Annotated in this window: 8 protein-coding genes, 3 tRNA genes and 1 pseudogene; all 12 read left to right on the top strand. The window is 55.7% G+C overall.

Annotation, left to right across the window (positions count from 1 at the left end):
• Positions 1–24 precede the first annotated feature (24 nt).
• Positions 25–98: transfer RNA gene (locus tag LIY36_RS12605), tRNA-Gly, on the top strand.
• A gap of 26 nt (positions 99–124) precedes the next feature.
• Positions 125–200 (top strand) — tRNA-Thr (locus tag LIY36_RS12600).
• 162 nt (positions 201–362) lie between these two features.
• Positions 363–438: transfer RNA gene (locus LIY36_RS12595), tRNA-Trp, on the top strand.
• A 45-nt stretch (positions 439–483) separates the two neighbouring features.
• A complete protein-coding gene (gene secE / locus LIY36_RS12590; protein ID WP_025857211.1) occupies positions 484–852 on the top strand; it encodes a preprotein translocase subunit SecE in 369 nt (122 codons plus the stop codon).
• A gap of 9 nt (positions 853–861) precedes the next feature.
• The gene (nusG, locus tag LIY36_RS12585) at positions 862–1,395 is read left to right on the top strand and encodes a transcription termination/antitermination protein NusG (protein WP_003176436.1); all 534 of its coding nucleotides are present in this window, start codon (positions 862–864) and stop codon (positions 1,393–1,395) included.
• 117 nt (positions 1,396–1,512) lie between these two features.
• A complete protein-coding gene (gene rplK, locus LIY36_RS12580) occupies positions 1,513–1,944 on the top strand; it encodes a 50S ribosomal protein L11 (RefSeq protein ID WP_003210097.1) in 432 nt (143 codons plus the stop codon).
• On the top strand, positions 1,944–2,639 hold the full coding sequence (gene rplA / locus LIY36_RS12575; RefSeq protein WP_003232403.1) for a 50S ribosomal protein L1: 696 nt from the start codon (positions 1,944–1,946) through the stop codon (positions 2,637–2,639). The genes rplK and rplA overlap by 1 nt, the downstream gene beginning before the upstream one ends.
• 199 nt (positions 2,640–2,838) lie before the next feature.
• Entirely contained in the window at positions 2,839–3,339 is a 501-nt protein-coding gene (gene rplJ, locus LIY36_RS12570; RefSeq protein ID WP_016969477.1) for a 50S ribosomal protein L10, read from the top strand.
• Positions 3,340–3,417: 78 nt separating this feature from the next.
• Positions 3,418–3,783 carry a 50S ribosomal protein L7/L12 gene (gene rplL / locus LIY36_RS12565; RefSeq protein WP_017736673.1) on the top strand — a complete coding sequence of 122 codons (366 nt, stop codon included), beginning with the start codon at positions 3,418–3,420 and terminating at the stop codon, positions 3,781–3,783.
• A gap of 219 nt (positions 3,784–4,002) precedes the next feature.
• Positions 4,003–8,076, top strand: coding sequence for a DNA-directed RNA polymerase subunit beta (gene rpoB / locus LIY36_RS12560; RefSeq protein WP_192299103.1), 4,074 nt, complete (start codon positions 4,003–4,005; stop codon positions 8,074–8,076).
• A 64-nt stretch (positions 8,077–8,140) separates the two neighbouring features.
• Positions 8,141–12,340, top strand: coding sequence for a DNA-directed RNA polymerase subunit beta' (gene rpoC, locus LIY36_RS12555; protein ID WP_192299102.1), 4,200 nt, complete (start codon positions 8,141–8,143; stop codon positions 12,338–12,340).
• A gap of 216 nt (positions 12,341–12,556) precedes the next feature.
• Positions 12,557–12,751: pseudogene (rpsL, locus tag LIY36_RS12550) on the top strand (30S ribosomal protein S12); the annotation flags it as partial.

Genomic DNA, 12,751 nt, shown 5'->3' with positions numbered 1-12,751 from the left:
TTTTTAGCGTGAGCTGCAAGCTCCGCGGGTATAGTTTAGTGGTAGAACCTCAGCCTTCCAAGCTGATGATGCGGGTTCGATTCCCGCTACCCGCTCCAAGTTTGCAGGTTGTGCAAGATGTTTCGCTCTTGTAGCTCAGTTGGTAGAGCACACCCTTGGTAAGGGTGAGGTCAGCGGTTCAAATCCGCTCAAGAGCTCCATATAACAAGGCAGATATGAAAATATCTGCCTTTGTTTTAACAGCTGCCTCGGTTTGATACTGTTTTTTTCTGGCGCTTTTGCCAGGTGGTTTCAAGTCTGTCGGGGTTGGTTGTTGTAAAGTCTTTTTCAGGTCTGCATAATGGTCGGCCTGATTTTGTTTTAGGTCAGTAGCTCAATTGGCAGAGCGACGGTCTCCAAAACCGTAGGTTGGGGGTTCGATTCCCTCCTGACCTGCCAGATTCACGTGGTGTATCTGGCTTTCTTTTCACAGGATCTTCATAGATGACTCCTAAGGCTGAAGCTCAAAGCTCTCGTTTCGATCTGGTCAAGTGGCTCGCTGTAGTCGCCTTGGTGGTCGTAGGCGTTGTTGGCAATCAGTATTATTCTGCTTCGCCGATCCTGTACCGTGTACTCGCTTTGCTGGTCCTTGCTGCTGTGGCTGCCTTTGTAGGCCTGCAGACTGCCAAGGGCAAGTCGTTTGCGGTCCTGGTAAAGGAAGCTCGCACCGAAATTCGTAAAGTCGTTTGGCCGACTCGCCAAGAAACCACGCAGACCACGTTGATTGTTGTGGCTGTTGTCCTGGTTATGGCGTTGCTGTTGTGGGGTCTTGATTCCCTGCTCGGCTGGCTTGTTTCCTTGATTGTTGGCTAAGGGTGTCCCGTGGCTAAGCGTTGGTACGTTGTGCATGCTTACTCGGGTTACGAGAAGCATGTTATGCGCTCTTTGCTGGAGCGCGTAAAGCTGGCAGGCATGGAAGATGGCTTCGGCGAAATTCTGGTTCCCACTGAAGAAGTGGTTGAAATGCGGAATGGTCAGAAGCGTAAAAGCGAACGCAAGTTCTTCCCTGGCTATGTGCTGGTTCAGATGGACATGAATGAAGGTACTTGGCACTTGGTCAAGGATACCCCTCGTGTCATGGGTTTCATTGGCGGAACCGCTGATAAGCCTGCTCCTATCACTGACAAAGAGGCGGAAGCAATTCTGCGTCGTGTTGCTGATGGCAGCGACAAGCCTAAGCCGAAGACGTTGTTCGAGCCGGGTGAGGTTGTTCGTGTTACTGATGGTCCGTTTGCTGATTTCAACGGCACCGTCGAAGAAGTTAACTACGAAAAGAGCCGGATCCAAGTGGCTGTGCTCATTTTCGGTCGCTCTACTCCGGTAGAGTTGGAGTTCAGCCAGGTCGAGAAGGTCTAGCTGAATAAGCATCCCAACCCCACAGCCTTAGGCTGTGGGGTTTTGTCGTCACTGGGATAAACGCGCAAGTAACCGGGGAGCCTTTCGAGGCGTCTGAACCCGTAATTGGAGTGCCTCATGGCCAAGAAGATTACCGCTTACATCAAGCTGCAAGTGAAGGCCGCTCAGGCCAACCCAAGTCCACCCGTCGGTCCAGCTCTGGGTCAGCACGGCGTGAACATCATGGAATTCTGCAAGGCCTTCAACGCCCGTACTCAGGGTATTGAGCCAGGTCTGCCGACTCCAGTGATCATCACTGTTTATAGCGACCGTAGCTTCACTTTCGAAACCAAGTCGACCCCGGCTTCGGTTTTGCTGAAGAAGGCTGCCGGTCTGACTAGCGGTTCCGCTCGTCCTAACACCGTTAAAGTCGGCACTGTAACTCGTGCTCAGCTGGAAGAAATCGCGAAAACCAAAAACGCGGATCTGACTGCAGCTGATATGGATGCAGCCGTGCGTACCATCGCCGGTTCTGCTCGTAGCATGGGCCTTAACGTGGAGGGTGTGTAATGGCTAAGCTGACCAAGCGCCAAAAGGCTATCGCCGGCAAAATCGAAGCAGGCAAGGCCTACAACTTTGTAGACGCTGCTGCCCTGCTGACCGAGCTGTCGACTGTCAAGTTCAGCGAGTCCGTTGACGTTGCTGTAAACCTGGGTGTTGACCCACGTAAATCCGACCAGGTCGTACGTAGCGCTACTGTGCTGCCTCACGGTACTGGCAAGACTGTACGTGTAGCTGTCTTCACCCAAGGCCCGGCAGCTGAAGCTGCTCTGGCCGCCGGCGCTGATCGCGTTGGTATGGACGACCTGGCTGCCGAAATGAAAGGCGGTGACCTGAACTATGACGTAGTTATTGCCTCCCCGGATGCAATGCGCGTTGTAGGTCAGTTGGGTCAGATCCTCGGTCCGCGTGGCCTGATGCCTAACCCTAAAGTCGGCACCGTAACTCCAGACGTAGCTACCGCGGTTAAAAACGCCAAGGCTGGTCAGGTTCGTTATCGCACCGACAAAAACGGCATCATTCACACCTCCGTTGGCAAAGTCGGTTTCGATGCCGTCAAGCTGAAGGAAAACGTTGAAGCCCTGATCGCTGACCTGAAGCGTATCAAGCCTGCTTCCTCGAAAGGTATCTACGTCAAGCGCGTTACCCTGAGCACCACTATGGGCCCAGGTCTGGTCATCGACCAAGGCTCGCTGGACGTATAAGACACAGATTGGCGCGCGAGATCGCGTCAATTGAAAAAATTGGGGTCCCTGCCTGGCGGGGGCTATCCAAGACCGTAGGCGACGCAAGTCTTAAACCTCCAGCCTACGCAGATGGTGCTCCCGGTTCCTTACCGAATCAGACACCAAAACGACATCCGGCTTCGGCCAGATGAAACGGTAACAAGCAGGAGTTAAACCCGTGGCAATTAATCTCGAAGACAAGAAGGCCATCGTCGCTGAAGTCAACGAGGCTGCCAAAGCTGCTCTGTCCGCTGTCGTGGCTGATGCCCGTGGTGTGACAGTAGGCGCTATGACCGGACTCCGTAAAGAGGCTCGTGAAGCTGGCGTATACGTACGTGTTGTACGTAACACTCTGCTCAAGCGCGCTGTTGCTGACACTGAATACAGTGTCCTCAACGACGTGTTCACCGGCCCGACTCTGATCGCGTTCTCCAAAGAACATCCAGGCGCTGCTGCCCGTTTGTTCAAAGAATTCGCCAAGAGTCAGGATAAGTTCGAGATCAAGGCAGCTGCGTTCGAGGGCAAGTTCCTCGCAGCTAACCAAATCGACGTACTGGCAACACTGCCGACCCGCGACGAAGCCATTTCGCAGCTGATGAGCGTGATTCAAGGCGCTACCAGCAAGCTGGCTCGTACTCTGGCCGCAGTTCGCGAGCAAAAAGAAGCTGCCGCAGCCTAAGGCTGAGCAACTTCTCTCGCGTATTTTTGTTTATTTCGATGGCCGTGTAGGCCGTCCCCCAATTCAGGAAATACAGCAATGTCTATCTCCCAAGACGATATCCTCAACGCCGTAGCTGAAATGTCGGTTCTGCAGGTTGTTGAGCTGATCAAAGCTTTCGAAGAAAAATTCGGCGTTTCCGCTGCCGCTGCTTCCGCTGGCCCAGCTGCTGCTGCTGCCGTTGTTGAAGAGCAAACCGAATTCAACGTCATGCTGACCGAAGCTGGCGAGAAGAAAGTAAACGTGATCAAGGCAGTACGTGAACTGACCGGTCTGGGCCTGAAAGAAGCCAAGGCTGTAGTTGACGGCGCTCCTGCCGTGGTTCTGGAAGCTGTGTCCAAAGACGCTGCTGACAAAGCCAAAGCTACTCTGGAAGAAGCAGGCGCTAAAGTCGAGCTGAAGTAAGCATCGACCTTGCGTCTCCAGCCCAAGCGTTAAGCTGAAGGCTGATGGCTGGTGGCTCTTGCCACCGGCCTTTTTCCGTTCTTGGCTGTCGACTCGGTCGCCGCCATTAACGCGCTGTAGCCACCCGATGCGGTGGTGCAAACCATGGGGTTTGCGAGATTTTCTGGCTGCTCCCGTCGGAGGGGCCAAACAAGCAGGTGACCAAGCTGGGGAACGCTGATGGCTTACTCATATACTGAGAAAAAACGTATCCGCAAGGACTTTAGCAAGTTGCCGGACGTCATGGATGTCCCGTACCTTCTGGCTATCCAGCTGGATTCGTATCGTGAATTCTTGCAGGCGGGAGCGACCAAAGATCAGTTCCGCGACGTGGGCCTGCATGCGGCCTTCAAATCCGTTTTCCCGATCATCAGCTACTCCGGCAATGCTGCGCTGGAGTACGTGGGTTATCGCCTGGGCGAACCGGCATTTGATGTCAAAGAATGCGTGTTGCGCGGTGTTACGTACGCCGTACCTTTGCGGGTAAAAGTCCGTCTGATCATTTTCGACAAAGAATCGTCGAACAAAGCGATCAAGGACATCAAAGAGCAAGAAGTCTACATGGGCGAAATCCCACTGATGACTGAAAACGGTACCTTCGTAATCAACGGTACCGAGCGTGTAATCGTTTCCCAGCTGCACCGTTCCCCGGGCGTGTTCTTCGACCACGACCGCGGCAAGACGCACAGCTCCGGTAAACTCCTGTACTCCGCGCGGATCATTCCGTACCGCGGTTCGTGGTTGGACTTCGAGTTCGACCCGAAAGACTGCGTGTTCGTGCGTATTGACCGTCGTCGTAAGCTGCCGGCCTCGGTACTGCTGCGCGCGCTCGGCTATACCACTGAGCAGGTGCTGGACGCTTTCTACACCACCAACGTATTCAGCCTGAGTGGCGAAACTCTCAAGCTTGAGCTGATCGCTTCGCGTCTGCGTGGTGAAATTGCCGTCCTGGATATCCAGGATGAAAAGGGCAAGGTCATTGTTGAGGCTGGCCGTCGTATTACTGCGCGCCACATCAACCAGATCGAAAAAGCCGGTATCAAGGAGCTGGAAGTACCTCTGGATTATGTCCTGGGTCGTACTACCGCCAAGGTCATCGTTCACCCGGCTACAGGCGAAATCCTGGCTGAGTGCAACACCGAGCTGAACACCGAGATCCTGGCAAAAATCGCCAAGGCCCAGGTTGTTCGCATCGAGACTCTGTACACCAACGATATCGACTGCGGTCCGTTCGTCTCTGACACTCTGAAGATCGACTCCACCAGCAACCAATTGGAAGCGCTGGTCGAGATCTATCGCATGATGCGTCCTGGCGAGCCGCCAACCAAAGACGCTGCCGAGACCCTGTTCAACAACCTGTTCTTCAGCCCTGAGCGCTACGACCTGTCTGCGGTCGGCCGGATGAAGTTCAACCGTCGTATCGGTCGTACCGAGATCGAAGGTTCGGGCGTGCTGTGCAAGGAAGACATCGTTGCGGTACTGAAGACCCTGGTCGACATCCGTAACGGTAAAGGCATCGTCGATGACATCGACCACCTGGGTAACCGTCGTGTTCGCTGCGTAGGCGAAATGGCCGAGAACCAGTTCCGCGTTGGCCTGGTACGTGTTGAGCGTGCGGTCAAAGAGCGTCTGTCGATGGCTGAAAGCGAAGGCCTGATGCCGCAAGACCTGATCAACGCCAAGCCAGTGGCTGCGGCGGTGAAAGAGTTCTTCGGTTCCAGCCAGCTCTCGCAGTTCATGGACCAGAACAACCCGCTCTCCGAGATCACCCACAAGCGCCGTGTTTCCGCACTGGGCCCGGGCGGTCTGACCCGTGAGCGTGCTGGCTTTGAAGTTCGAGACGTACACCCGACGCACTACGGTCGTGTTTGCCCGATCGAAACGCCGGAAGGTCCGAACATCGGTCTGATCAACTCCCTGGCTGCCTATGCGCGCACCAACCAGTACGGCTTCCTCGAGAGCCCGTACCGTGTGGTGAAAGACGCTCTGGTCACCGACGAGATCGTGTTCCTGTCCGCCATCGAAGAAGCTGATCACGTGATCGCTCAGGCTTCGGCCACGATGAACGACAAGAAAGTCCTGATCGACGAGCTGGTAGCTGTTCGTCACTTGAACGAGTTCACCGTCAAGGCGCCGGAAGACGTCACCTTGATGGACGTATCGCCGAAGCAGGTAGTTTCGGTTGCAGCGTCGCTGATCCCGTTCCTGGAGCACGATGACGCCAACCGTGCGTTGATGGGTTCCAACATGCAGCGTCAAGCTGTACCGACCCTGCGTGCCGACAAGCCGCTGGTAGGTACCGGCATGGAGCGTAACGTAGCCCGTGACTCCGGCGTTTGCGTCGTGGCTCGTCGTGGCGGCGTGATCGACTCCGTTGATGCCAGCCGTATCGTGGTTCGTGTTGCCGATGACGAAGTTGAAACTGGTGAAGCCGGTGTCGACATCTACAACCTGACCAAATACACCCGCTCGAACCAGAACACCTGCATCAACCAGCGTCCGCTGGTGAGCAAGGGTGATCGCGTTCAGCGTAGCGACATCATGGCCGACGGTCCGTCCACCGATATGGGTGAGCTGGCTCTGGGTCAGAACATGCGCATCGCGTTCATGGCATGGAACGGCTTCAACTTCGAAGACTCCATCTGCCTGTCCGAGCGTGTGGTTCAAGAAGACCGTTTCACCACGATCCACATCCAGGAACTGACCTGTGTGGCACGTGACACCAAGCTTGGGCCAGAGGAAATCACTGCAGACATCCCGAACGTGGGTGAGGCTGCACTGAACAAGCTGGACGAAGCCGGTATCGTTTACGTAGGTGCTGAAGTTGGCGCAGGCGACATTCTGGTAGGTAAGGTCACTCCGAAAGGCGAGACCCAGCTGACTCCGGAAGAGAAACTGCTGCGTGCAATCTTCGGTGAAAAAGCCAGCGACGTGAAAGACACTTCCCTGCGTGTACCTACCGGTACCAAGGGTACTGTCATCGACGTACAGGTCTTCACCCGTGACGGCGTTGAGCGTGATGCTCGTGCACTGTCCATCGAGAAGACCCAGCTCGACGAGATCCGCAAGGACCTGAACGAAGAGTTCCGTATCGTTGAAGGTGCGACCTTCGAACGTCTGCGCTCCGCTCTGGTAGGCCGCAAGGCTGAAGGCGGCGCAGGCCTGAAGAAAGGTCAGGACATCACCGACGAAATCCTCGACGGTCTTGAGCACGGCCAGTGGTTCAAACTGCGCATGGCTGAAGATGCTCTGAACGAGCAGCTCGAGAAGGCTCAGGCTTATATCGTTGATCGCCGCCGTCTGCTGGACGACAAGTTCGAAGACAAGAAGCGCAAACTGCAGCAGGGCGATGACCTGGCTCCAGGCGTGCTGAAAATCGTCAAGGTTTACCTGGCAATCCGTCGCCGCATCCAGCCGGGCGACAAGATGGCCGGTCGTCACGGTAACAAAGGTGTGGTCTCCGTGATCATGCCGGTTGAAGACATGCCGCACGATGCCAATGGCACCCCGGTCGACGTCGTCCTCAACCCGCTGGGCGTACCTTCGCGTATGAACGTTGGTCAGATCCTTGAAACCCACCTGGGCCTCGCGGCCAAAGGCCTGGGCGAGAAGATCAACCGTATGATCGAAGAGCAGCGCAAGGTTGCTGACCTGCGTAAGTTCCTGCACGAGATCTACAACGAGATCGGCGGTCGCAACGAAGAGCTGGACTCCTTCACCGACCAGGAAATCCTGGATCTGGCGAAGAACCTGCGCGGCGGTGTTCCAATGGCTACCCCGGTATTCGACGGTGCCAAGGAAAGCGAAATCAAGGCCATGCTGAAACTGGCAGACCTGCCAGAAAGCGGCCAGATGCAGCTGTTCGACGGCCGTACCGGCAACAAGTTCGAGCGCCCGGTTACTGTTGGCTACATGTACATGCTGAAGCTGAACCACTTGGTAGACGACAAGATGCACGCTCGTTCTACCGGTTCGTACAGCCTGGTTACCCAGCAGCCGCTGGGTGGTAAGGCTCAGTTCGGTGGTCAGCGTTTCGGGGAGATGGAGGTCTGGGCACTGGAAGCATACGGTGCTGCATACACTCTGCAAGAAATGCTCACAGTGAAGTCGGACGATGTGAACGGCCGGACCAAGATGTACAAAAACATCGTGGACGGCGATCACCGTATGGAGCCGGGCATGCCCGAGTCCTTCAACGTGTTGATCAAAGAAATTCGTTCCCTCGGCATCGATATCGATCTGGAAACCGAATAACACGTGACGCGAATCGAGAGCGGGGCTGTTTAGCCCGCTCTCTGCTCCGCCAGGAGGAAAGGCCTTGAAAGACCTACTGAATTTGCTGAAAAACCAGGGTCAAGTCGAAGAGTTCGACGCCATCCGTATTGGATTGGCATCGCCTGAGATGATCCGTTCGTGGTCGTTCGGTGAAGTTAAAAAGCCGGAAACCATCAACTACCGTACGTTCAAACCTGAGCGTGACGGCCTGTTCTGCGCCAAGATCTTTGGCCCGGTAAAGGATTACGAGTGCCTGTGCGGTAAGTACAAGCGCTTGAAGCATCGCGGTGTGATCTGCGAGAAGTGCGGCGTTGAAGTTGCACTGGCCAAGGTTCGTCGTGAGCGCATGGCGCACATCGAACTGGCTTCGCCGGTTGCCCACATCTGGTTCCTGAAATCGCTGCCGTCCCGTATCGGCTTGCTGATGGACATGACCCTGCGTGATATCGAACGCGTTCTCTACTTCGAGAGCTATGTCGTTATCGACCCAGGCATGACCACCCTTGAAAAAGGTCAGCTGCTGAACGACGAGCAGTACTTCGAAGCGCTGGAAGAGTTCGGCGACGATTTCGATGCCCGCATGGGTGCCGAAGCTGTCCGCGAGCTGCTGCACGCTATCGACCTGGAGCACGAGATTGGCCGTCTGCGCGAAGAAATTCCGCAAACCAACTCCGAAACCAAGATCAAGAAGCTGTCCAAGCGTCTGAAGTTGATGGAAGCCTTCCAGGGTTCCGGCAACTTGCCAGAGTGGATGGTGCTGACCGTTCTGCCGGTTCTGCCGCCAGACCTGCGTCCGCTGGTACCGTTGGACGGTGGTCGTTTCGCGACGTCCGACCTCAACGACCTGTACCGCCGCGTGATCAACCGTAACAACCGCTTGAAGCGCCTGCTCGATCTGTCCGCTCCGGACATCATCGTGCGCAACGAAAAGCGTATGTTGCAAGAAGCTGTCGATGCCTTGCTCGACAACGGTCGTCGTGGCCGCGCTATCACCGGTTCCAACAAGCGTCCTCTGAAATCCCTGGCTGACATGATCAAGGGTAAGCAAGGTCGTTTCCGTCAGAACTTGCTCGGTAAGCGTGTTGACTACTCCGGTCGATCGGTAATTACCGTAGGCCCGACCCTGCGTCTGCACCAGTGCGGTCTGCCTAAGAAGATGGCACTTGAGCTATTCAAGCCATTCATCTTCGGCAAGCTGGAAATGCGCGGTCTCGCGACCACCATCAAAGCGGCCAAGAAAATGGTCGAGCGCGAACTACCAGAGGTTTGGGACGTTCTCGCCGAAGTGATCCGCGAACACCCGGTTCTCCTCAACCGTGCACCGACCCTTCACCGTCTGGGTATCCAGGCGTTTGAACCGGTACTGATCGAAGGTAAGGCTATCCAGCTGCACCCTCTGGTCTGTGCTGCGTACAACGCCGACTTCGACGGCGACCAAATGGCCGTGCACGTACCGCTGACACTGGAAGCCCAGTTGGAAGCGCGTGCGTTGATGATGTCGACCAACAACATTCTGTCGCCAGCCAACGGTGAGCCAATCATCGTTCCGTCGCAGGACGTTGTATTGGGTCTGTACTACATGACCCGTGAAGCGATCAACGCCAAGGGCGAAGGTCGTGTGTTCGCTGACCTGCAAGAAGTTGACCGTGTGTTCCGTGCCGGCGAAGCCGCACTGCACGCCAAGGTCAAAGTGCGGATCAACGAAACCGTCAACGACCGTGATGGTGGCAGCGTGAGCGGCACCCGTATCGTCGACACCACTGTCGGCCGTGCGTTGCTGTATCAAGTTGTGCCAAAAGGTCTGTCCTACGACGTCGTCAACCTGCCGATGAAGAAAAAGGCGATCTCCAAGCTGATCAACCAGTGCTACCGCGTGGTTGGTTTGAAAGAGACCGTGATCTTCGCTGACCAGTTGATGTACACCGGCTTTGCTTATTCGACCATTTCCGGCGTTTCCATCGGTGTTAACGACTTCGTTATCCCGGATGAAAAAGCCCAGATCATCGGTGCTGCTACCGATGAAGTGAAAGAGATCGAGAGCCAGTACGCCTCCGGCCTGGTAACCCAGGGCGAGAAGTACAACAAAGTGATCGACCTTTGGTCGAAGGCGAACGACGAAGTTTCCAAGGCAATGATGGCCAACCTCTCGAAAGAGAAGGTTATCGACCGTCACGGCGTGGAAGTCGATCAAGAGTCCTTCAACTCGATGTACATGATGGCCGACTCGGGCGCACGGGGTTCTGCTGCGCAGATCCGTCAGCTCGCCGGCATGCGTGGCCTGATGGCCAAGCCGGACGGTTCCATCATCGAAACGCCGATCACTGCGAACTTCCGTGAAGGTTTGAGCGTACTTCAGTACTTCATCTCCACTCACGGTGCTCGTAAGGGTCTTGCGGATACCGCGTTGAAAACCGCCAACTCCGGTTACCTGACTCGTCGTCTGGTAGACGTTGCACAAGATCTGGTAGTAACCGAGATCGACTGCGGCACCGAGCACGGCCTGCTGATGACTCCGCACATTGAAGGCGGTGACGTTGTAGAGCCGTTGGGTGAGCGCGTTCTGGGTCGAGTGATCGCCCGTGACGTATTCAAGCCTGGCACCGAAGAAATCATCGTTCCTGCCGGCACCTTGGTAGACGAGAAGTGGGTCGAGTTCATCGAACTCAACAGCATCGACGAAGTGATTGTTCGCTCGCCGATCAGCTGCGAAACTCGCTACGGCATTTGCGCCAAGTGCTACGGCCGTGACTTGGCTCGTGGTCACCAGGTGAACATTGGTGAAGCGGTCGGCGTTATCGCTGCCCAGTCCATCGGTGAGCCGGGTACCCAGCTGACCATGCGTACGTTCCACATCGGTGGTGCGGCGAGCCGGACCTCCGCAGCTGACAGCGTTCAGGTGAAAAATGGCGGTACCGTCCGTCTGCACAACCTGAAGCACGTTGAGCGAGTGGATGGCCACCTGGTTGCTGTGTCCCGTTCCGGTGAGCTGGCAATCGCTGATGACTACGGTCGTGAGCGTGAGCGCTACAAGCTGCCGTACGGTGCTGTGATTTCGGTTAAAGAAGGTGACAAGGTCGACGCTGGCGCAATCGTGGCCAAGTGGGATCCGCACACTCACCCAATCGTTACCGAAATGAAAGGTACCGTGACCTACGTGGGCATGGAAGAAGGCATCACGATCAAGCGTCAGACTGACGAATTGACCGGTATGACCAACATTGAAGTACTCGACGCGAAAGATCGTCCAGCTGCCGGTAAAGACATCCGTCCTGCCGTGAAGATGGTCGATGACAACGGCAAGGATCTGTTGCTGCCAGGCACTGACGTAATCGCTCAGTACTTCCTGCCAGCCAACGCCCTGGTCGGTGTAGCGGATGGTGCGAAGATCGCGATCGGTGATGTTATCGCGCGTATCCCGCAAGAAACTTCGAAGACCCGTGACATCACCGGTGGTCTGCCGCGTGTTGCCGACTTGTTCGAAGCTCGTCGTCCGAAAGAAGCGTCGATTCTGGCTGAAGTCAGCGGCACCATCGCGTTCGGTAAAGAAACCAAAGGCAAGCGCCGTCTGGTTATTACCCCGAACGACGGTAGCGATCCGTATGAAGAGCTGATTCCAAAGTGGCGTCACCTGAACGTGTTCGAAGGCGAACAGGTAAACCGCGGCGAAGTTATCTCCGACGGCCCGAGCGATCCACACGACATCCTGCGTCTGCTGGGTGTGAGTGCGCTGGCCAAGTACATCGTTAACGAGATCCAGGACGTTTACCGTCTGCAAGGCGTGAAGATCAACGATAAGCACATCGAGACCATCCTGCGTCAGATGCTGCGTAAAGTTGAAATCGCTGAATCCGGCGATTCCAGTTTCATCAAGGGCGACCAGATGGAACTGACTCACGTACTGGTAGAGAACGAACGTCTGGCGAACGAGGAGAAATTTGTTTCCAAGTTCACTCGTGTGTTGCTGGGTATCACCAAGGCGTCGTTGTCCACTGAGTCGTTCATCTCGGCGGCCTCCTTCCAGGAGACCACTCGCGTACTGACCGAAGCAGCGGTAACCGGCAAGCGCGATTACCTGCGCGGCCTGAAAGAAAACGTGGTCGTGGGTCGTTTGATCCCGGCTGGTACCGGTTTGGCTTACCACAGCGAGCGTAAGCGCCGCCGTGATGCTGACAAGCCGTTGCGCGTAAGCGCCAGTGAAGTGGAAGCTGCACTGACCGAAGCGCTGAACTCAAGCGGTAACTGAGTTCTGCGATAAATAAGTCTGGGCCCTGGCAGTCCCATTCGTCGGAACGAGGCAATTTTGCCCCGGCTCGATGAGTGGGAAGGTCGGGGCCTTGCCTTGACTGGGGGCAAGATCCTCTTTAGACTCTTGTACCCCTAAATTTGGCGGGAATTCGTTCCTGCCATTTTGCTTTTCTTGCAAGACAATAGCGTCGCAAGACAACAGTGGAGCTAGTAGATGGCAACTATCAACCAGCTGGTACGTCAGCCGCGTAAGCGTATCGTCGAGAAATCCGACGTGCCTGCGCTGCAGAACTGCCCGCAACGTCGTGGCGTATGCACCCGTGTGTATACCACTACGCCGAAAAAACCTAACTCGGCACTGCGTAAAGTATGCCGTGTGCGCCTGACCAACGGTTTCGAGGTTTCCTCG

The organism is Pseudomonas sp. AF03-9 (assembly GCF_020515815.1).
Taxonomy (GTDB): Bacteria; Pseudomonadota; Gammaproteobacteria; order Pseudomonadales; family Pseudomonadaceae; genus Aquipseudomonas.
This window is presented reverse-complemented; position numbering and strand designations above follow the sequence as displayed.